Annotated in this window: 17 protein-coding genes and 8 pseudogenes; 14 read left to right on the top strand and 11 right to left on the bottom strand. The window is 69.9% G+C overall.

The features are described from left to right. Window positions 1-58 precede the first annotated feature (58 nt). Window positions 59-649, bottom strand: coding sequence for a TetR/AcrR family transcriptional regulator (locus HYE82_RS07010; protein WP_179173062.1), 591 nt, complete (start codon window positions 647-649; stop codon window positions 59-61). Window positions 650-710: 61 nt separating this feature from the next. Here HYE82_RS07010 and HYE82_RS07015 point away from each other — a divergent pair, with 61 nt between their 5' ends. The 3 genes from HYE82_RS07015 to HYE82_RS07025 all read left to right on the top strand — a co-directional run bounded on the left by HYE82_RS07015 (window position 711) and on the right by HYE82_RS07025 (window position 4,787). Beyond that, window positions 711-1,568, top strand: coding sequence for an alpha/beta fold hydrolase (locus HYE82_RS07015; RefSeq protein WP_179173063.1), 858 nt, complete (start codon window positions 711-713; stop codon window positions 1,566-1,568). Window positions 1,569-2,197: 629 nt separating this feature from the next. Then, entirely contained in the window at window positions 2,198-3,844 is a 1,647-nt protein-coding gene (locus HYE82_RS07020; RefSeq protein WP_179173064.1) for a hypothetical protein, read from the top strand. A gap of 55 nt (window positions 3,845-3,899) precedes the next feature. Beyond that, a complete protein-coding gene (locus HYE82_RS07025; RefSeq protein WP_179173065.1) occupies window positions 3,900-4,787 on the top strand; it encodes a hypothetical protein in 888 nt (295 codons plus the stop codon). 477 nt (window positions 4,788-5,264) lie between these two features. On the opposite strand, the pseudogene HYE82_RS07030 reads toward HYE82_RS07025, so the two are convergent. The 3 genes and pseudogenes from HYE82_RS07030 to HYE82_RS07035 all read right to left on the bottom strand — a co-directional run. Then, window positions 5,265-5,558, bottom strand: a pseudogene (locus tag HYE82_RS07030) (transposase); the annotation flags it as partial. A 143-nt stretch (window positions 5,559-5,701) separates the two neighbouring features. After that, window positions 5,702-5,812: pseudogene (locus tag HYE82_RS39220) on the bottom strand (DUF6192 family protein); the annotation flags it as partial. Between the two features lie 21 nt (window positions 5,813-5,833). Then, window positions 5,834-7,156 (bottom strand): serine hydrolase, encoded by a 1,323-nt coding sequence (locus HYE82_RS07035; protein WP_179173066.1) that lies wholly within the window; start codon window positions 7,154-7,156, stop codon window positions 5,834-5,836. A gap of 272 nt (window positions 7,157-7,428) precedes the next feature. Here HYE82_RS07035 and HYE82_RS07040 point away from each other — a divergent pair, with 272 nt between their 5' ends. Then, a complete protein-coding gene (locus HYE82_RS07040; protein ID WP_179173067.1) occupies window positions 7,429-8,325 on the top strand; it encodes a LysR family transcriptional regulator in 897 nt (298 codons plus the stop codon). A gap of 169 nt (window positions 8,326-8,494) precedes the next feature. Continuing rightward, complete coding sequence (locus tag HYE82_RS07045; RefSeq protein WP_179173068.1) at window positions 8,495-8,641, top strand: hypothetical protein; 147 nt, start codon at window positions 8,495-8,497, stop codon at window positions 8,639-8,641. A 346-nt stretch (window positions 8,642-8,987) separates the two neighbouring features. Here HYE82_RS07045 and HYE82_RS07050 read toward each other — a convergent pair. Beyond that, window positions 8,988-9,359, bottom strand: a pseudogene (locus HYE82_RS07050) (transposase); the annotation flags it as partial. Between the two features lie 143 nt (window positions 9,360-9,502). On the opposite strand from HYE82_RS07050, the pseudogene HYE82_RS07055 reads away from it, so the two are divergent. Continuing rightward, window positions 9,503-9,793: pseudogene (locus HYE82_RS07055) on the top strand (hypothetical protein); the annotation flags it as partial. 926 nt (window positions 9,794-10,719) lie between these two features. Here the strand turns inward: HYE82_RS07055 and HYE82_RS07060 are convergent. Beyond that, window positions 10,720-11,094 (bottom strand): DoxX family protein, encoded by a 375-nt coding sequence (locus HYE82_RS07060; RefSeq protein WP_179173069.1) that lies wholly within the window; start codon window positions 11,092-11,094, stop codon window positions 10,720-10,722. 97 nt (window positions 11,095-11,191) lie between these two features. Here HYE82_RS07060 and HYE82_RS07065 point away from each other — a divergent pair, with 97 nt between their 5' ends. The 6 genes and pseudogenes from HYE82_RS07065 to HYE82_RS37785 all read left to right on the top strand — a co-directional run bounded on the left by HYE82_RS07065 (window position 11,192) and on the right by HYE82_RS37785 (window position 13,961). Beyond that, window positions 11,192-11,842, top strand: a complete 651-nt coding sequence (locus HYE82_RS07065; RefSeq protein ID WP_179173070.1) for a TetR/AcrR family transcriptional regulator — start codon at window positions 11,192-11,194, stop codon at window positions 11,840-11,842. A gap of 145 nt (window positions 11,843-11,987) precedes the next feature. Further along, a pseudogene (locus tag HYE82_RS07070) lies at window positions 11,988-12,252 on the top strand (DUF6192 family protein); the annotation flags it as partial. 383 nt (window positions 12,253-12,635) lie between these two features. Continuing rightward, a pseudogene (locus tag HYE82_RS37775) lies at window positions 12,636-12,722 on the top strand (IS5/IS1182 family transposase); the annotation flags it as partial. 231 nt (window positions 12,723-12,953) lie between these two features. Beyond that, window positions 12,954-13,034, top strand: a pseudogene (locus HYE82_RS39475) (hypothetical protein); the annotation flags it as partial. 35 nt (window positions 13,035-13,069) lie between these two features. Continuing rightward, complete coding sequence (locus tag HYE82_RS07080; RefSeq protein WP_256986977.1) at window positions 13,070-13,384, top strand: hypothetical protein; 315 nt, start codon at window positions 13,070-13,072, stop codon at window positions 13,382-13,384. A 250-nt stretch (window positions 13,385-13,634) separates the two neighbouring features. After that, the gene (locus HYE82_RS37785) at window positions 13,635-13,961 is read left to right on the top strand and encodes a TetR-like C-terminal domain-containing protein (RefSeq protein WP_309144225.1); all 327 of its coding nucleotides are present in this window, start codon (window positions 13,635-13,637) and stop codon (window positions 13,959-13,961) included. On the opposite strand, the gene HYE82_RS37790 is transcribed toward HYE82_RS37785, so the two are convergent. Further along, window positions 13,941-14,135, bottom strand: coding sequence for an alpha/beta hydrolase (locus HYE82_RS37790; protein ID WP_309144226.1), 195 nt, complete (start codon window positions 14,133-14,135; stop codon window positions 13,941-13,943). The two genes, HYE82_RS37785 and HYE82_RS37790, sit on opposite strands and share 21 nt — an antisense overlap. Before the next feature lie 662 nt (window positions 14,136-14,797). Here HYE82_RS37790 and HYE82_RS37795 point away from each other — a divergent pair. After that, complete coding sequence (locus HYE82_RS37795) at window positions 14,798-15,271, top strand: hypothetical protein (protein WP_256986984.1); 474 nt, start codon at window positions 14,798-14,800, stop codon at window positions 15,269-15,271. Next, entirely contained in the window at window positions 15,249-16,274 is a 1,026-nt protein-coding gene (locus HYE82_RS07095) for a transposase (protein ID WP_256986978.1), read from the top strand. The genes HYE82_RS37795 and HYE82_RS07095 overlap by 23 nt, the downstream gene beginning before the upstream one ends. A gap of 41 nt (window positions 16,275-16,315) precedes the next feature. Here HYE82_RS07095 and HYE82_RS37800 read toward each other — a convergent pair. The 4 genes and pseudogenes from HYE82_RS37800 to HYE82_RS07115 all read right to left on the bottom strand — a co-directional run. After that, window positions 16,316-16,816 (bottom strand): annotated as a pseudogene (locus tag HYE82_RS37800) (hypothetical protein); the annotation flags it as partial. Beyond that, window positions 16,717-17,583, bottom strand: a complete 867-nt coding sequence (locus tag HYE82_RS07105) for an NmrA family NAD(P)-binding protein (protein ID WP_179173071.1) — start codon at window positions 17,581-17,583, stop codon at window positions 16,717-16,719. The gene HYE82_RS07105 and the pseudogene HYE82_RS37800, both read right to left, overlap by 100 nt. A 52-nt stretch (window positions 17,584-17,635) precedes the next feature. Beyond that, a complete protein-coding gene (locus HYE82_RS07110) occupies window positions 17,636-18,097 on the bottom strand; it encodes a hypothetical protein (RefSeq protein ID WP_179173072.1) in 462 nt (153 codons plus the stop codon). Between the two features lie 119 nt (window positions 18,098-18,216). After that, the gene (locus HYE82_RS07115; RefSeq protein WP_179173073.1) at window positions 18,217-18,738 is read right to left on the bottom strand and encodes a MarR family winged helix-turn-helix transcriptional regulator; all 522 of its coding nucleotides are present in this window, start codon (window positions 18,736-18,738) and stop codon (window positions 18,217-18,219) included. Between the last annotated feature and the right edge of the window lie 344 nt (window positions 18,739-19,082).

A 19,082-nucleotide genomic window follows, 5' to 3' on the forward strand; every position in this document is an offset into this window, starting at 1 on the left:
AGCCGGCCGTGAACCTGTGCGCCGCTCATGCACAGGCTGTCCTTCTCGTTGTTCGAGATCAGTCCTCGCCGGCCTGAGTGATGGCTGTGCACAACAACTTGGCCATCGATCGGCCGGCCACCCGCAGCGGTTCCGGATCACGGGCAGCCCGGCTGAGCATGAAAGCCCCCTCAAGCATCATGACCATCGAGTAGGCGAGGGACTGCGCCGTCTTCGGTTCGGCCACCCAGCGGCCGAACCACCGTGTCGCCGTGCCGACCCACTCCTCGAAAACCTCCGCCGTCGCGACCCGCAACACCTCATTGCTGCTCGCGACCTCCAAGGCCACCGTCCCGATCGGGCACGCGTCGGCATAGTCGGCCGCTGCAAGGTCGTCCGCGGCCGCTTCGAATGCGTGCACGAGGGACTCCACCGGGTCCGGCACGCCGTCCAGCAGAGCCAGGACCATTCGGCCGTACTCGGTTCCGGACGTGCGGATCATGTCCTCGGCCAGTTGCTGCTTGCCGCCAGGGAAGAAGTGGTAGATCGAGCCGAACGGTGCGTCCGCCTCTGCCGCGATCCGCTTCAGGCCGGTGGCCGAGTAGCCGTGTCGGCGGAACAGCACCGTGGCGGCCCCCTGGATCCTGGCTCGCGTGTCCGTCTGTCCCATTGCCTTCCACCCCTTTCCCCTCCAAGATTACAGTAGAACGATCTATCAACCAGGGGTTGGGATGCCGAGAATCGAGTTGTCGTCCGGACCGATCGACTACCAGGACACCGGCAGTGAGGGGCCTGTGCTGGTGTTCGGCCACGGTCTACCGATGAACGAGACCCAGTGGCGCAAGGTGGTCCCGCTGCTGGACGGATACCGCTGCGTCCTTCCCACGCTGCCTCTGGGTGGTCACCGTCAGCCGATGAACCCGGATGCCGACCTGTCCCAGCGCGGTGTCGCCCGGCTCCTGGGCGAGTTCATCGAGAGGCTCGGTCTGAGCCAGGTGACCCTCGTACTCAATGACTGGGGCGGGGGCCAGTTCCTGGTGTCGGAAGGGCAGGACCAGCACATCGCGCGCCTGGTGCTGGTGGCCTGCGAGGCCTTCGACAATTTTCCCCCAGGGCCAGCCAAGGCCATGGCGCAGGTGTGCAGGGTTCCCGGCGGCGTCTGGCTCTTGACACGGCTCATGCGCGTTCCCGCCTTCCGTCACAGCCGGGGCGGATACGGCGGGATGAGCCTGCGCGGGGTCCCCGACGAGATCATGGACGACTGGTTCGCTCCCGCCACCCGCAGCAGGGCCATCCGCAGGGACTTCGCCAAATTCGCCACCGGGGCACCCGGACGCAAGACCTTGCTCGCCTGGAGTGAGCGACTGCGTGACTTCGACCGCCCGGTACTGGTCGTCTGGGCGACCGAGGACCGGTTGATGCCGCGTGAGCACGGCCCCTGGCTGGCCGAACTGTACCCGCAGGGCCGGCTGATCGAGATCGCCGACTCATCCACCCTCATCCCCGAGGACCAGCCCGAACAACTCGCCCAAGCACTCACCGACTTCCTGATCCAAACCGGAGCAGAGCCGGTCCGACACATCTCCTGAGCGCGGGGCGGCAGGCGGATCCGACAGCCGCTACCGCCCTCCCGCCAAGGTCGAAGCTGCAAGCCGGGTCCGTTCCGCTTGGCACCGGGTGAAGTGACGCATCGGATCACCCGACAGCGCCGGCTCGTGTACGAGGCCCTGTACCGAGCCGGACGCCCCGTCCCCATCAGCCCCCATCAGACCGTCGCCCCAGACAGCCCGCGGCTTTCGATCTTCGCTACTGGTGACTGGAAGGCTGCCGAACGAGCACGTGTGACAAGCCGCGTGCCCCACTGGTGACAACCAGCCTGCTTCGCCCGGTCTCATTCACCAGCTCAACTGGCTCTGCCGGTGACAACTACGTGCTTCGGCTCAATATTGTGACTGAGCCATTCAGTTGACCAGCGAGCGTGCTTGACCAGTTGAGCGCGGGGAGCGGTGAAGCTGCTCTGCCGGGACCGGGTGGGCACCGTGGTCGCACCCGGCCCCGGCAGACCGTCGACATGCTGGTCCACCCTGCCTCCGATCCGGGGAATTCGGCGCGCAATCCCAGCGCCCGGGGCGGCGTCGACCGCCCGCGCAGCGTGGTGCCCTCTACCGTGCTGGTCGGCGCGGGCCTGCGCCGACCAGCCGACGGGGTGAGGAAGCGTATGCCGGACCACTCCCCGGACGGCGGCCACCGCGCCTCCGTCTGGCTGTGGTCCCTGCTCGGCCTGTTCGCGGCCTGCGTGCCGTGCGCGCTGCTCGTCGTGGAGAAGCTCGGCTCCACCCTGTCACCCGTGCCGCTCGTCCTTGCCGTGCTCGCCGCGCTGGCCGGGTACGTGCTGGCGGTGCGCGCCGTGGTGGGGGAGCGGTTCGGGCAGTACCCCCGCCGGTCCCGGATCCTGGTGTGGTCGGCCGCGGCGGTGCTCTTCCTCGGCAGCGTCGCGGTGCTCCTCGCCTTCCGCCCCCCGCCGCCCCCGCTTACCCGGATGAGCGGCGCCCGCGACGTAGCCGTGGCCGGCTTCGCGGCCGAGGGCGGGCGGCAGGACAGGCAGGTCCTGAACGACGTGGCCGCGACCTTCGCCCACGACATGGCGGCGCGCATCCCCACCGCGACGGCCGTCCGCAGCTACGCCGGCGCGGCGTCGCTGCCCCTCGCCCAGCTCACCGACACCCGTAGCGGCGCACTGGAGCGGAAAACCGCCAGGTTCGCCGACGAGACCAATGCCGAGATCGTCGTGGGCGGCCTCGTCAGCGAGGACCAGGCGGGCCAGACCACGCTGCGGCCCGCCGTCTACGTCCGGGCCGACCAGATCCCTGATTCGCCCGAGCTCACCGGATGGTTCCTCGGCGCGCCGGTCCTCGTCGCCCGCGGCTGGGAGTCGGCGCGCGCCCGCGCCCAGCTGACCGGGGAACTGACCCGCCAGATCGGTACCCTCGCTCAGTTCGTCGACGCGCTGGACACCTGGCGCAACGGCAGCCCCGCTGAGGCCGGCCGGATCCTCGCCCGCCTTCTCGACGCGGAGCGGCAGGCCGGCGCCGGCGGCTTCGTACCGCCCGATCTGGTCCGGCTCTTCCACGGCCACGCCCTCGAGGACCAGGCGTCCGGCGAAAGCGGCCCCGGCCGCGAGAAGCTGCTGGCGGCGGCCCGCGCCGACTACCTCGCCATCGGCCCGGATTCGCCGGCCGGCCGCCGCGCCGCCCTCAGCCTGCAGGGCAACACCTACCGACGGGCCATCGGACCCACACACAGCTGCAAGCCCGGCACCGTGCGCGCCACGGACCTCGCCCAAGTCTCGAAGGCCCTGCGCGCCCTCGCAGCGGACCCCGGTATCACCGAACTCGGACGGATCAAGGCCACCGCGAACCTCGCCCAGGTCGAGCAGTGCCGCATCACGGCCCGCCTGGTGAAGGACAACGGCACGGTGGAACGTGCTGTGGCGGCCGTCCGCGCCGCCCCGGACCTCACCGGCTCCGCGGACCTGCGCGCCTTCGCGGAGTCCATCGCCGCCGTCAACGCCGCCGGCCGGGGCGACCTGGCAACAGCCGTCAACCGCATCCGGGATGCCATCGCACACGGCCAGGAGCCGGTCCAACGCGCCGTCTGGCACGGCCTGCTGGCTTCCTGGAGCCTCGCGCGCTGCGACCTCGCCACCGGGCGTACGGCGCAACAGGACGCCCTGACCCAGCTGACCGCGGCAGAACGCGCGGGCAGGGCGGACAGCGCGCGCGTCCGCCGGTACGAACAGGCCTTCGTCACGGAGCTGCGGCGCGCCGAGGAGCGGTGCGGGACCAGCCGAGGACACGGACAATGAGAGGTGACGAATGGTCGAACGGCACCCGCCCCGGTGGCGGCCGCCCATGTTGTGGGTGCTCACTCTGCTCCTCGGTACCAGCTGCACGATGCTCCGCGAGACGCCGACGGCAGCCCCCACCGGCGGTCCCGCCACACGGGCGGCAACCCCCAGCCCGGGCGCCCGGGACCTCCTGCTGGCCCAGCAGTTCGACATGGAGATGGAAGGCGCTGGCCCCGTCAGCTGCCGCGACGATCTGGACCAGCTCGCGCAGGGCCGTCCCGACGACCGCCCCCGGGTCTGGGTGACCTCGGGCGGGGACGGGACGGGGGCGAGTGACGCGGTGGCGGCAGGCCTGGGTGAGGAGTCGCTCCTGTGCCTCCACGGTTTCCCGCCCGGCCCGATCACCGTCACGGTCAAGGCCGGAGGGCGCGCCTACACCACGGCCGTGAAAACCGTGGCCCAGCTGAGCGCCACGCCGTCGGCGATGGACGACCTGTTCAACGGCAGTCCGGTGGAGGTCGAGGACGTCGGCGGCGGCCTGCTCCAGAGCGGCTTCTGGCAGTTCCTCCCGTCCGAGCCGGCCCTGACGGACATCGCCCGGTCCGGACGGTTCACCGTGGCGGCGCGCTCCGGAGCCGTCCGCGCCGAGAGTGAGGTACCGCTGCGCCTGCCCCGGGGAGCGTCCACCGTGGAGGGCTGGGAGCGCAACCACCGGATCGCGGTCTACGGATACCCTGCCGGCGCCCGCGTCCCGATCGGCCTCTACCGCCCGGAGGACCAGGAGGACGGCCGAACGGTCGCGGTGCTGCAGACGGAAGTGGGCCGAGTGGTCATGCCGCGCCACCGGGTCGCCATCTTCACCATCCCGCCGGACGTCTTCCGCACCGTCAGCGCAGAACCCGCAGGCGACGGGAACCCCGCCTGCCTCTCCGTCGCCGACCTCGCGAACTGCGTCACCTGAGCGGTTCGACTACCCGGCACCCAACGGCAGACCAGCCATATGGCGGACCCGCTGCAGCTCCCCCACCGAACCGGCCGATCCGTGGGTGCACCGGCGGACACCCCGCGGGCATACCTGCAGCCCCCGCGTATGCCTGAGCCTTAACTGCTCTCGTCGGAAGGAGTACGCCGCGCCGCCCAGAGGCTCCGCCAGGGCCGGGGATGAGCTCGCCGCCGGCGAGGAGAAGCTCGTACTGGGCTGGGCCGCCGACGCGCTGCGCCCGCTGCTCGACGACCTGGTGCTGGCCGACCTGACGGCGGGCGGGTACGGGCCCCGGATCGCCGCCCAGATGGTTCTGCTGCAGGGGGTCCCGTACCGCTTCCGTCCTCTCGGGTCTGTGCTGTTCGAACGGCGCATCGGGCTGGCGTGGGGTTCGGGCGGCCGCATGTACGGCGGCGTCGATGTCCCGCACCCTCCGTGTGCTGCATCCACCGTGTCCTATGTGGTGAGGCGGACGAGTCGCTTGTAGCAGCACAGGGCGGCGGCGAGGCCGAGGAAGGCCAGGCAGTGGCGGGGGTGGCGTTCGTATCGGTGGTTGAGCCGGCGGTATCCGGTGAGCCAGGACATGGTCCGTTCGATCACCCACCGCCGACGCCCTAATCGTTCGCTCGACTCGATGCCCTTGCGGGCGATGCGGACGCCGATCCGTTTGCCGCAGAGCCGTTTCCGCAGTTCAGGAAGGTCGTAGGCCTTGTCGGCGTGCAGTTTCCGAGGCTTGAAGTGACGGCCGCGATGGGGAGGTTACCGCGGCGGCCACTTCCTCGTCCCGGGCCAGGGAGTGGATCCGGTGATCTTCTCCTGCGGCGTCTCCGGGTGCTCGACCTGGCGCCCAACCAGCCGTTGGCCTCGTCGACCGTCCACCGGCTCTTCCCCGCAGGCGGTTCCTTGATCGCGGCGAACCGCTCCTCCTCGTCAGGAATGCTGCCCAGGACCCGGTGAACGGTGAAGGACACCGCCTGCTGAAGGCCGGCCGGAGATTCGTTCACCGACCGAGTGCCCGCCTCTGGTCAGTCGTCGAGCGTCCGGTAGACGGTGGTCCAGAAGTCCTGGTGGAGTCGGAGGGTGTCCGCGGAGTCCATGGCCGTCTGCGTCAGCAGAATCCCGATGAGCCGTTCCGCCGGGTCGGCGTACGCTGTCGTGCCCAGGCCGCCGTCCCACCCGAACTGCCCCACGGACGCGAGGTCACGGCGATGGGTGCGCACCGCCATGCCGAAGCCGTAGCCGCCGTGCCGTCCGAAGAGGTCACCGAACTGGTCCTTCTCGACCTTCTGCTCCGGCGTCAGGTGGTCCATGGTCATGAGTTCGACCGAGGCGCGGGAGAGGACGCGCTCGCCTCCGTGGCTCCCCTTGTTCAGCAGCATCCGGTGGAACGCGTGGTAGTCGTCGACGGTGGAGACCAGACCGTCACCACCGGCCTCGAACACCGGCGGCCGGCTGTACTTACCGCCGACGGCCTCGTCCCAGGTCGTGAGTTCGCCGGTCTCCGGGTCGTGGGCATAGCTGGTGGGAAGCCGGTGCATCCGGTCGGCGGGCACGTGGAACCCGGTGTCCACCATCCCCAGTGGCTCGAACAGCCGCTCGCGCAGGAACTCCCCGAAGGGCCGGCCCGCCACTCTCGAGACCAGGACCCCGAGCACGTCTGAGCCGACGTGGTACTGCCACCGTTCGCCGGGCTGGTACATCAGCGGAAGAGCGCCCAGCTCCTTGATCCACTCGTCCGGTCCGACCGTCGGCCAGTTCGCGGTCCCGTCACCGATGACGCCCCGCTCCCGGACGGCGACCTGGATCGGGTACGTGTCCGGCGGAGCCGGCACCAGACCGAAACCGAAGGTCAGGGTCAGCAGATCGCGCACGGTGATCGAGCGCCGGGCGGGCACGGTGTCGTTCAACGGTGCGTCGATCCGCGCCAGCACCCGCCGGTTCGCCAGCTCGGGCAGCCAGGTCTCGACCGGGTCGTCCAGTCGCAGTCGGCACTCCTCGACCAGGATCATCACCGCCGCGGCAGTGACCGGTTTGGTCAGTGAGGCCATGCGGAAGAGGGTGTCCCGACGCATCGGCGCACCACCCGGAGCCCCCGCAGTTCGCCGGTCACCGCGAGCAGCGCCGACCAGGCCGTCCGCCCCACCGCCGTCCGGCGATCCGCCCTCCGATCCTTCGTGGAGTCCGGCGTCCGACCCGCCGCCCGAACGGCCAACCGATCGAGCATCCGATCGATGAGCCGCGTGCAGGGTGCCCAAGGCCTCGACGTGCACCTGATCGCCCCTGCCGACCAGGGCGACCAGTCCGGGAACCGCCCCGGACTCGACGTAACCGGCAAGCACTTCGCGCATCCGGTGCAGCCCCGCTCGCGAAAGCCCACCGTCCGCGCCGCCACTCAGAGCCCAGTTCCCCCGCTCGTCCCAGCTCACGGTCTGTCTGGTGGCCTGTGACATGTCGTCCCCTTGTGTTCACTTTGATCGCCGGGTTGGTCGTCCGGCCTGCCCCTTCAGCATTTCGCCTGGCCGTCGGGGGAACAACGGGAGATCACGAAAGGCCGGATAACCTGCCGCTTATGGATCGTGGTGCGTCGTCACAGCGCCCGAGGGGGACGGGGACGGGACGGGTGGAGCTGAGGGACATCGAGATCTTCCTGACGCTTGCGGAAGAACTTCATTTCGGCAGGACGGCCCAACGGCTGCACGTGTCGCAAGCGCGGGTCAGCCAGGCTCTCAAGAAGCAGGAACGAGGCGTCGGGGCACGGTTGTTCGAGCGCACCAGCCGAAACGTGCGGCTGACCCCGCTGGGCGAGCAACTGCGCGAGGACCTGCTACCGGTCTACCGGGGGCTACAGGCGAGCGTGGAGCGGGCCAGGCTCGCCGCGCGGGGCACGACCGAGGTGCTACGCGTGGGCATGCTGCCCAGCAACGCCCACGATCTACGGCCCTACTGGGAGGCGTTCCGCGCCCGCCACCCCCAGTGGGCCCTGCGCATACGGCACAACCCGTTCATCGACGCGTTCGGCCCGCTGCGGCGGGGAGAGATCGACGTCTTGGTCGCCTGGCTGCCCGTGGAGGAGCCCGACCTCACGGTAGGGCCGGTCATCTACACCGAGCACGCGGTGGCACTCGTCGCCCACGACCACGAACTGGCCGTCCGGCCATCGGTCTCCCTGGAGGCCTTCGGCGATTTCGGCATTTGGCAGGGCCCGGCCGGACCTGATTACTGGGCGGACGCCTTCACGCCCTTCCAAACCCCCAGCGGCCGCCCGATCGAACGCCACAGCCCGATCATCAAGAGCCTGGACGACTTGTTCACCCAGGTCGCCGCCGGGGACGTCATCCACAGCCTGGGCGCCCACGTCACCCGCTACCACGCCCGCCCCGACATCGTCTATCTGCCCATTCACGACTGGCCAGGCCTGCGCTGGGGCCTGGTCTGGCGCAGCGACACCGAGTTCGCCCCCGTCCGGGCACTTGCCCAGGTTGTGGGGGACTTGGGTACGGCGAGTCACCAAGAGTGAAACGTGGACTTCTGCGACCGCTCCTTCGATGCGGAGGGCTCCTTCCTCTATCCGGCGAAGTCCCCGGACTGCGCGGGCGAACCGGGCGTGGACGAGGTGTACATGGACGCGCTTCGGGGCCCGGGGCGCAGCAGCCCTCGGCGGCCTGCTGCTGACCGCCGGTCCGCTCGTGCTTGTGCTCGGCGGCAGCCAGTCGCTGCTCCTGGCCATCGTCGGTGAGGCGCTCGCGGGCCTGGGGCGCTCCCCCGGGGACATCACCGTCGTCGAGCTGAGGAGCAGCGATGGCCGGTGGAGCCGGCGTGTCTGCGTCGTGTGAGCGCCGACGTGGGGTTCGTCGGGCTCGATGACGCCGACCCCGCGACGGTCACCGGCTACAAGGCGGCCGGCAACTGCAACCGCGCCCCTGCAGCGTGGTCAGAAGCCGTCCAACCAGGGTGTGGCGCCCGCGCCCCCGTCGAGCACGCCTTCGCCCCTCAAGAACCGGCGAGTGCTTGGCAAACGGTCCTCGCGGGCGGCCTCAGTCACATCGTCGCGGCGCGGCCGAAGACGACAGCCGGTTCCAGGTCGGCGCAGAAGATCCATGTCTGCGGGAGCCCGCCGTTACCGGCGAATCCGACGGCGTAGCCGTGCCCGACGGTGTGATTGTCGGTCTGATGCTTGCCCTCACCCCGGCCGGACGTGTGGCAAAAGGCCCGGTCAGCATATGTGTTGGCGTTCGGCCGCAGCCACGGCGAGACATCCACCGCCAGCACGAGCCAGCCGTCCGCCCGCGGCAACGGCACCCTGGCCAGGGCCCGACGCAGCCGGGCGACGTCGATCCGGCCCTGGTCGAGTCCGCCGTACAGAGCCCCGTGCCCACGGCGGTGTTCGGGTGCGAGCGCGAGATCGACCAGCGTTCGCACGGGCCCGTCCGTGCACAGCGGCGCGTCGCACAACCCGAACAATGCGTCGCCCCTTGCAGTCAGACACGCGCACAGCTCCGATCGGACGTGTGACACTTCCGCGCACGCATGCCGCAGGCCGCTCTGGTGCATCAAACTCACGGACACGGCCTTCGTGCTGATCCACTCTGTGACGGAGCACAGGATCAGACGGGGGCCGCCTTCTCGTCCGCTGAACTGCGAAAACGCCGACCAAGTTCGAGCCGCGTTCGACGCCGGACCATAAATGACAAGCTAAACTCTGGGCGCTCAAGAGCCGCCTGACCATTCCGCTGGCACACGTGCGCGGCGCCACAGCCGACCCCGGGATCGCCAAGGAGCCCAAGGGCTCCGCCTGGCACCCATGTCCCGGGCATCGTTACCGCCGGCACCTTTCACGTCGATGCGAACGGGTCTTCCGGGACGTCCGCGACCCGGCCAAGGCAGTGGTCATCCAACTGGCCGACGAGCGATACGCCCGCCTCGTGATCCAGGTCCTCGATGCCCGGGCGGCGGTGGCACTGGTCGAAAACGCCCTGCCCAACTGACCCCGCCTTCTCGCAAGTCAAGCCCGCTGCTCTCCGTGGTGACGCGGCAGGCGGCGACAGAGAGGAAAGGGGAAGAGAACTCGTGACCGACGAGACGGCAGGCATCGACAGCAACGGCTGTTCACTGGCCGGGACGTTCACCGAGGCGGCCCACCCGTCGCCGCCGCCCTGTTGTTCCCGGGATCAGGCAGGGTGAACCGCGATTCTGACGTACGGCTGCCCGGCGGACCGATGCTCAGGACGGGGGTCACCCGCGCTGTCGCGGACGCCCTGGCGAAGGCGCGAGGGCCGACACTGCGCTACGACAAGCGCGATGTAGGGGGCAGCAGCGGAGACTTCCTGCGCGCCGGGAGGGATGACGGGCCGGCTGATGCGCAGGCCGCCCTCCCCTGGATCGCAGACCGGACCGCCGGCCTTTCCCTCCCGGTCGTCGGACACAGCGAGGGCGCCTGGTACGCCGCGCAGCTCGCCGCTGACGCCCAAGTGGCCGGAGTGGGTCCTGCTCTCCGCCGCCGCACGTCCTGGCGGCGACATCCTCGTCTGGCAGGCCGAGCACCTGGCCACCAGGTTGCCGCTGCCGGTCAAACTCGTCCTGCGGGTGTTGCGCACGAACGTCCACCGCCTCCAGCGCAGCAATCTGGAGAGGATCGCAGCCTCCGGTGACGCCGAGATGCGTCTTCAGGGACAGCGTGTCAACGCGCGGTGGACCTGTGACTTCGTCGCCCACGACCCGGCTCCTGCGCTCGCCCGGATCGCGGCTCCGGTCCTCTCGATCACAGGTGGCGGCGATCTCCAGGTTCCGCCCGAGGATGTCGACGCCATCGGCCGCTTGGTGCGCGGCCCCTTCCAAGGGCACGTCGTGGCCGACCTCAACCATCTCTTCCGGCCGGATCCGCGATCGCTGGGCCCCACAGGCTACCGAGGGATCACCGCCAGGAGGGGGAGCGAAGTGCTCCCCAGGCGGTCAACAGAGCCACCGCGAACACGGTGATGTTGCCGATGCTGTGGGGATATTCACCTCGGGTGACATGCACGACCGCGCCGCCGGCCATGACGCAGGCAAGGCCCGCCGCGGCGACCGGGGTGAGTACCGGGGCGATGTTCGTGGCGCGGGGAAGGATCAGCCCCACCGCACCAAGTACCTCCAGTACTCCGATCGCTTTGATCGTCTCGGGACGGAAGTCCACGACCCACGGCATGAGCGGGACCATGTCATCCGGGGACATGACCAGCTTCATCCCGCCGGCGGCGGTGAACAGTACGGCGAGGAGGGCCTGGGCGACCCACAGGACGACGGGCACGGCACACTCATTCCATAAGTGAAGGGGACCCTGCGTTTTGATGTGAGGCTCAAGCTACCAGAACCGCAGGAGTACCTTCACTTGTAGGATTCAGGCCATGGGATCCGAGCAGAGCCGAAGGCTGCGCAGGGACGCCGAAGACAACCGGCAACGCATCATGGCGGCTGCCCGCACGGTGTTCGCCGAGCGCGGGCTGAGTGCGCCCCTGGAGGACGTCGCGCGAAAGGCGGAGGTCAACATCGCCACGCTCTACCGGCGTTTCCCCGAGCGGGAAGCCCTGATCGAAGCGGTGCTGGCCGACCGCATGACCGATCTGGCCCGCCTCGCCGAGGAGGCGATGCACACCCCCGACCCCTGGGAAGGCTTCAAGGGCTTCGTCGAGCGCATCTGCGCCATGCAGGCCGCCGACCGCGCCGTCACCGAAGCCTTCACCGCCTGCTTCCCCGACTCACCGGCGATGGAAGAACCACGTTCCCGCGCCATAGAAGCTCTTGACGCCCTGATCCGGCGCGCGCAGCAGCAGCACCGCCTGCGCTCCGAGATCACCAGCAGCGACGTCATCCTGTTCCTGATGGCCAACACCGGCGTGCTGTCCTCCACCCGCCACGCCGCCCCCGGCGCCTGGCAGCGCCTGGTCTCCCTGCTGCTCGACTCCTGCCGCCCCGACGGGCCCACGTCGCCGCTGCCGCCCGTTCCCGGCCCCGAGGAACTTCACGACGCGATGCTCGCAGCACGCCCGCGTCGCTGATCGAAGACCGTTACGCCCCGGCCGGGCGGCCCCGCGCTGCGCGCACAGGCCCTGTTCGCCGCCTGCGGGGGGCGTCCGGCCGGGGCCGGAGGCCAGCGGCTGGGTCCTGGGCAGCATTCCTGACGAGGAAGAGCGGTTCGCGGACTTCGAGCGCATGAGCCCGGTCGCGCCGGCCGTGATGCGCATTGACCCGCACGGTGGAGTTCCTGGACCTGGTGACCGCCTGCCACTCGTTCGTCGCCGCGGCTGTCCACGGTCTGCGGGACCGCACCCTGAGCGAGGACGAGTGCGCGATCGTGCACTCCAACGCCGCGAAGGTGCGGGCGACACCGGACTGGATCGAGACCGCGGTGGACACCGGCAAGGTCGACATGGACGACGAGGTCGCCCGGCTGTTGAAGGGCGAGTAGCCGTGCCCCGCGCCTCCCGGCGACGGAGGGATGCGGACTTCCGCCAGCTCGTCCCGCGACCAGCCTGTCCGCCCGCCAGGTCCGCGACGGCTCGCCGCCCTGCGCGACCAGGCCGCGGAGAAGGGCCGGCGCCGCTGACGTGGACCCGCGACGTCGGCTACCTGCTCGGCGCCGAACGCGATGTCCTGGAGACCTACGAGCAGGCCGTGGTGGGCGAGAAGCTGACCGAGTTCCGCCGATTCATCACCGGCACCTTCGCCCCTCACGCCGCCGCCCACCCGAACGACACGTGGGTGCGGCACATCGTCGCCCAGCTCAACTCCAACGAGTCCACCTCCGCCTCACCATCAAGATCGTCTTCCGGCCCAAGGACGCCTCCGGCTTTCGTGATGCTGCCCCGCCGTTGGGCGGTCGAACGGTCGCTTGCCTGGATGATGCACGCCCGCCGGCACGCCCGGGACTACGAACGCCTCGTCCAGCACTCCGAGACCCTGATCACTTGGCCGCGCCCTCATGACCAGGCGCCTCGCGGAGGGGGCCACCCCGAGCTGGCCGGGCAGTTGCCTCTCGGGGTGTTCTGTCTCAGTGAGTCAAGGGGCCACTGACAATCCTGCCGCCGACACGCTTGCGCGGCTAACAAAGAGCCTTACGCTGGGGGCGCGAGCTAACAACGTTAGCCGACTCATTCCCTGCCAGTTCCCATGCACGCTGTCCGTACCCACATCGACATCGCCGCCCCCGCTTCCCGCGTGTGGCAGGTGCTCACCGACTTCGACGCGTACCCGCATCGGAACCCCTTCATCTCAGCATCAAGGGCATGCCCGAGAGGGGCGCAGTGCTACGGAACGTCATCGTCAACAACGGCTCCACCATGCGCTTCCGCCCCACGGTCCGTGCTGCCGTCCCCGGCAGGGAGCTGCGCTGGCTCGGGCGGCTCGGGCTGCCCGGTCTCCTCGACGGGGAGCACTCCTTCCTCATCGAGGAGACCGGGCCCGGCAGCGTACGGCTCACTCAGGCCGAGACCTTCACCGGCGCCCTCGTGGCCGTGCCCTTCGTACGCCGCAAGCTCGACGTCCACGACGCCTCCGCGGCGATGAACTCCGCCCTCAGGCAGCGAGCCGAACACCAGTGAGCACCCACCAGCAGCCCGTCCGCACCCCGCGCACCCCCCGCGCCGCCCAGATCGCCGCCGCCACCCGCGGCCTGCTGGAGGAGCGCGGCCACGACGAACTGACCATGCGCGCCCTCGCCGAGCGCCTCGGCATCCGCGCTCCCTCCCTCTACAAGCACTTCCGCAACAAGGAGGCCGTGGAAGCGGCCCTCGTGGAGGACGCCCTCGCCGAGATGGGTGCGGCCCGGCCCTGCACGCCGCCCTGGGCGAAGTGCCCGCCGCCGACCGCGTGCCCGCGGTCCTGGCCGCCTACCGGCGGCATGCCCTCGCCCACCCCGGCCTCTACCGCCTGGCGACCACCGGCCCGCTGCCGCGCGCCGCCCTGCCTGGCGGGCTGGAGGAGTGGGCCGGAAGCCCGTTCTTCCTCGCCACGGACGAACCCCACCTCGCGCAGGCCCTCTGGTCGTACGCGCACGGCATGGTGCTCCTCGAACTCGACCACCGCTACCCGGACGGCTCCGACCTCGACCTCACGTGGCAGGCGGGCGCCCGCGCCTTCACCGCTTCCGGCCGGCGTTCAGCGCTGGACGTGCCGTAGCATCTCGTCGGCCAGGCGCCGGTCCAGCGCCGCGGGGAGAGTATGCCCCAGGCCCTCGACGGTGACCAGGCGCGTGCCGGGGACAGCGGGGGCGGTGGCCCGGCCGTGGGCGGGCGGGAACATGGGGTCCTCGGTGCCGTGCAGCACCAGCGCCGACGCGGTGACGGCGGCCACGTCCGCAGCGCGGCGCCAGCCGCTCCTGCGAGGGTACGGTTGAGCCCGGACCGCCGGTCGCACGCCCGCTCGTACACCCGCTCCGCTATCGCACGGTACTCGGCCCCCGATCACCGCTTATACCGCGGAGAACGACGAGCTGGCCCGCAGGTCGGCGATTTGCTGGTCCCGGATCTCGGCGGTGTCGGCGGGCGTGGGAGCCATCGGTTCCCCTCAGAGTGGGGCTGCTCACAGGCTATCGGCCCGGGTCAGCCGGAGGTTCAAAAACAGCATGCCCGTTGATCACGCTGTCGCACCGGGAAACTCCAAGATCCCCGACAGAGTCAAGCTCAGTGAGCTGCCGGTCCGACAGGCCGAGCAGGAACTGCAGCACACAGACGGTGGCCAGCTGAGCAGGCGAGAGACCCGGACGCCCATCCCGTGGATACCAGTCGGCGAAGTCCTCGTCGCACCACAGTCCATCGAGGCGGTCCCGTACCCATATCGCCGTCGTGCCACCCGGGTTGCTCGCCCGCGCGACCTGCGCAGTCAGAGGCGGCACATGCTCACCGGAACGGGGGCGGAGGGACAACGGGCACCTCGACATCAGCATCGATCGGCGGAACCACCCGAAGGCCGCCGAGGCGGTCCGCTGCCGCATCGACTTCAAGTACGCCATGGCCATGGAGCTGGACGATCCCGGTTTCCATCACAGCGTGCTGGCCGACTTCCGCGACCGGCTCGCTGAAGACGGCCGTGCCGACCGGCTCCTCGACCTCGCGCTGGCCCGTCTCAAGGAGGCCGGACTGGTGCGCGAGCGCACCACGCAGCGCACCGACTCCACCCATGTCCTGGCCGCGGTGCGTGACCTGACCCGCCTGGAGCTGATCACCGAGGCCGTCCGTGCCGCACTCGAAGAAGTCGCCGGCACGTCCCCGCACCTGCTCGACGAACTGGTCGATGAGGACTGGGGGCTCCGCTACGGCCGGCCGGTCCGCCTGGGCAAGAACCCCCACCAAACCCAAGACCAGGATCCTTGCCACCGGAAACGACGCCGTCCGGCTCCTGGAACACCTCGACCGGCACGGAGCCGACCGCACCACCGGTCCCCGTGTCCAGGCCCTGCGCCAGGTCATGGTGCAGAACTACCACTATGACGCCGCAGGACACCTGCGCTGGCGCACCGCCGAGAAGCAATGCGGCCCCGGGCTGCCGCCCTCGCCCCGGGCGATCGTCTCTCCCTACGACACCTCGGCCCGCTACGCACGGCACGGCCACATCATCAGCTGGAAGGGATTCTCCGCTCATCTGACCGAGACCTGCGCTCCCGACGGACCCAACGTGATCACGGACGTGGCCACCACCGCGGCCACCGCCCACGACAGCCAGGTCCTGCCCGGCATCCACACACGCTTGGCGCGTCGCGGACTGCTGCCCGCCGAGCACCTGGTCGACGCCGGCTACACCTCCCTGCCCCACCTGGAACAAGCCGCCCGTGAACACCAGGTCACCGTCTCCGGGCCGCTGCGGAGCAACCCCACCCGCCAGCACCGCCAGAACGAGGGCTTCGCCCGGGACGACTTCCACATCGACTACGACCGCCAGCAGGTCACCTGCCCCCAGGGGCAAGTCAGCCAGGGCTGGCATGGCCCCTACCCGACCTCCTCGCCCACCGCGGCCCCGCTGATCGTGGCCCGGTTCACCAAGAGCCAGTGCCGCCCCTGCCCCGTCCGATCCCGCTGCACGTCCACCGTCGACAGCGCCCGCACCGTGGGTTTTCCCCCGCGCGAACTCCGCGACCTGCAGCTCCGCGTCCACACCGAGCAGCAGACACCCCAGTGGAAGGCCCGTTACGCGGTCCGCTCCGGAGTGGAGGGCACGGTCAATGAGTTCGCCCACGGACACGGCATGCGCCGCTGCCGCTACCGAGGACAGGGAAAGGCACACGTCCAACACGTCCTGACGGCCATCGCCGTCAACATCGAGCGCCTCAGCGGACTTCCACCCACCGAGGAAGCCCCCATGCCGCGCCAACCGACTGCCTCCAGAACTACCTCGACCGGCGCGAGATCCCCCGGCCGAAGTCGTGGCGAACCCTGGGCACCTGACCTCGGCAACTCCAAGATCCCCGACAGAGTCAAGCTGAGGTCGGGTGAGTAGGCAGGCAGGAGGAACACCGCCAGCCACTCACGCTCGGCGATCAGCTCGCCCATGGCGCGGGAGACGTGCGTGTTCAGGCGGTCCCACACCAGCACGATCGGTGCCTTGACGATCTGGTGGACGCCGTCGATCAGCGCGATGAAGTCACGCTCGCCCATGCTGCGGCGCTTGCCTTTGCCCGCTCGGTGGGTGCGCACGCGGTGGCACAGTCGGGTGCGGTGGCCGGGCCGCATCGCGATCAGCCCGGCCACCGACAGGCGCCCCGAGCGGCGTCCACTCACCGTTACGACCTGCGTGTGGCCGCGCCGGCCCCGGGTGCGTCCTGCGGGCGGCCGGCGGGTGGACCCGGCTTCGTCCTCGAAGCAGCATGCCCTTCTCCGGGATACCGGGATCGGTATCCCGGAGAAGGGTGAGGGGCGGGGGCAGACGGTTGGGCGGTCGGTCAGGCGGTCTTGGTGAACGTGTGGAGATGTTCGCGGAGGAAGGCGTGCAGTGTCCTGGCGGGGCGGCCGAGGATGGTCTCGATGGTGTCGTTGGGAGATTCCGGGCGGGCGATGGCCAGTTGCTGGATCTCTACCACGTGGCTGGCGAGCCAGGGCGGCATATGTGCGGTGGACAGGAGGTGGCTGTGGAACTCGCTCGGTGGCAGGTCGATGTAGCGAACGGGGCGGCAGGTCAGCTCGCCGAGTAGACGGGCGAGCCCGGGGTGGCTGAAGGCCTGCGGGCCGGTCAGGGTGTAGGTGGCGCCGGCAAGGCTGGGGCGCAGGAGGGTCTCGGCGGCGACGTCGGCGATGTCTCGGACGTCGATGTAGTTACAGGGTGCCTCGCGCATGGTCCCGACGAGTACGCCCTCGGCAATCGCTGGGGCGTTCAAGAGCAGCTTTTGCATGAATGCGTAGGGCCGGAGCAGCGTGGCCGTCATCTCGGTTGTCGCCAGGTGTTCCTCGATCCGCCAGTGGCTGCGTGAGATGGCCACCGGTGAGGCGGGCTCGGCTGCTGGGGCGGAGAGTTTGACCACGTGCCGTACCCCGCAGTGGGCTGCGGCGTCTATCACGTTGGTCTCCAGCTCGGCTTGACGCGGGCTGTTGGCCATGGCGAGGAACAGTTGCGTGGATCCCTCGAATGCGTCGTGGAGCGTCTGAGGGTCTGCGGCGTCCGCACCGATGATCTCGACTGGCGTGTTTGCGCCGATGGCGGCGCGCAGATTGTCGGGCGTACGGCTGACGGCGCGGCAGGGGATTTCGAGTTCGATGAGCCGCCGGAGCAGGGCGCTTCCGGTGGCGCCGGTGGCGCCGATGATGGTGATCACAGTGTGCCTTTCGTGAGTGAGGGGTCTGGAGAATCGGATGGGAAGGGCTGGGTCAGGACTGTTGCCGGGAGGTCGTGCCGTGCCACCGCCAGGTGACGATGGCGGCGGCCAGGCCGGCCGACAGCGGCAGGTCGATCTGCAGCCGCTCCAGCCATCCGGCATCGGGCACCGGTGTGTGCGACGGCAGCCAGTCGGTTCCGAACCATCCGGCCAGGCCGGCGATGCCGGCCGCTGTAAGGGCAAGTCCGAGGGTGAGTACCGGTCGCGGCGCCGAGGCTGTCCAGCGTCGGGGGCGGCCACGGCGGTGCAGCCATGCGCCGACGATGCAGGCCACCAAGGCCGATGTGGCCCCGATGGAGGTGAAGGCGGCCCTGGTCAGTTCGGGCTGGCCGCTGAGGAATCCGCCGAGCCCGGCGGTGAGCGCGGGGGCCAGGTAGGCGGTCGCGACTTCCTTCCACGGGGTGAACGGACGCGTGGCGATACCGCGCTGGGCGGTTCTGGGAGAGGGACTCATGCGACTCCTCCGAAATGATTAGCTGGCTAACTAGTTGATTAGGCGGCTAACTACTAGGGCGCGGGAAAGGGTGCCGCGCGGTCGAAACAGCCGCCCCCCGCACGGAAGTGATGCCGCAGCTATTCGGCAGTCAATGCGCCGATCCGCTGAGTGATCCGCTCCAGGAGGTCCAGGAACAGCCCGCGTTCGTCGGCGGCCAGTCCACCGACCAGCGCCTCAAGCCGTGCGAAGTGGTCCGCGGCCATATCGCGCAACCGCCGGCTGCCACGCGCCGTGAGTACGACCACTGCGCCCCGCCCGTCCTCCGTTGAGGCGCGGCGAGCCACCAGACCCTCTCGCTCCAGGCCAACGACCAGGCCGGTCACTGTGGCGCGCGAGACGCCGAGACTCTTTGCGAGCTGCGACGGCGACTTCTCCCCGCCACTGTCCTCGAGATCCACCAGGAGGCGGTAGCGCCCGGTCGACAGCCCGGAACGCGCAAAGTGCACTTCGGACGCCCGGTCCAGGCGCGCCCCGGCAGCCATCAGGCGCACCGCGACAAGCACCGCCTGCGGGTCGGCCTCAAGCCCGTACCGTGCGATCTGCTTCCGCGCCTGTTCGAGCGTGGGTGCAGCGCCGGGGTTCGCATCCTCGTCACTCATGAGACGTAATATGGCGGCTAACTATCTGCCGGTCAAGTCGCCGAGAGCCTCACAGCCGCAGACTCCGGATGGCTCCGCCCCCGACTACAGCCCGCCGCGCCCGGGGGCCTCACCGCAGACCTGGTCATCGGTGCCCTGAACGAGCGTGACGTGCCCGGTCGTCTGCGGTACCCGGCCGACATTTGCGCGGGGCTGTCTTTCGGCACCCGTATCGGAGGCAAGACTCCACGGTTCGGATGACGCCGCCCCGGATGACGTGGGTGACGGGTGCGTGAGGGGCTCCCGTATGCCGGGCGCGTCCGCGAGGCACAGATGCGCTGCGCATCTGTGCCTCCTTTGACGTG

This window comes from Streptomyces sp. BR123 (genome assembly GCF_013401435.1).
Lineage (GTDB): Bacteria > Actinomycetota > Actinomycetes > Streptomycetales > Streptomycetaceae > Streptomyces.

Excerpts from the sequence above, each read along its gene's own strand:
- HYE82_RS07010 (WP_179173062.1), bottom strand. The coding sequence starts at position 649 with ATGGGACAGACGGACACGCGAGCCAGGATCCAGGGGGCCGCCACGGTG.
- HYE82_RS07015 (WP_179173063.1), top strand. The coding sequence starts at position 711 with ATGCCGAGAATCGAGTTGTCGTCCGGACCGATCGACTACCAGGACACC.
- HYE82_RS07020 (WP_179173064.1), top strand. The coding sequence starts at position 2,198 with ATGCCGGACCACTCCCCGGACGGCGGCCACCGCGCCTCCGTCTGGCTG.
- HYE82_RS07035 (WP_179173066.1), bottom strand. The coding sequence starts at position 7,156 with ATGCGCGAAGTGCTTGCCGGTTACGTCGAGTCCGGGGCGGTTCCCGGA.
- HYE82_RS07065 (WP_179173070.1), top strand. The coding sequence starts at position 11,192 with ATGGGATCCGAGCAGAGCCGAAGGCTGCGCAGGGACGCCGAAGACAAC.
- HYE82_RS07080 (WP_256986977.1), top strand. The coding sequence starts at position 13,070 with ATGCCCGAGAGGGGCGCAGTGCTACGGAACGTCATCGTCAACAACGGC.
- HYE82_RS37795 (WP_256986984.1), top strand. The coding sequence starts at position 14,798 with ATGGAGCTGGACGATCCCGGTTTCCATCACAGCGTGCTGGCCGACTTC.
- HYE82_RS07095 (WP_256986978.1), top strand. The coding sequence starts at position 15,249 with ATGGTGCAGAACTACCACTATGACGCCGCAGGACACCTGCGCTGGCGC.
- HYE82_RS07110 (WP_179173072.1), bottom strand. The coding sequence starts at position 18,097 with ATGAGTCCCTCTCCCAGAACCGCCCAGCGCGGTATCGCCACGCGTCCG.
- HYE82_RS07115 (WP_179173073.1), bottom strand. The coding sequence starts at position 18,738 with ATGAGTGACGAGGATGCGAACCCCGGCGCTGCACCCACGCTCGAACAG.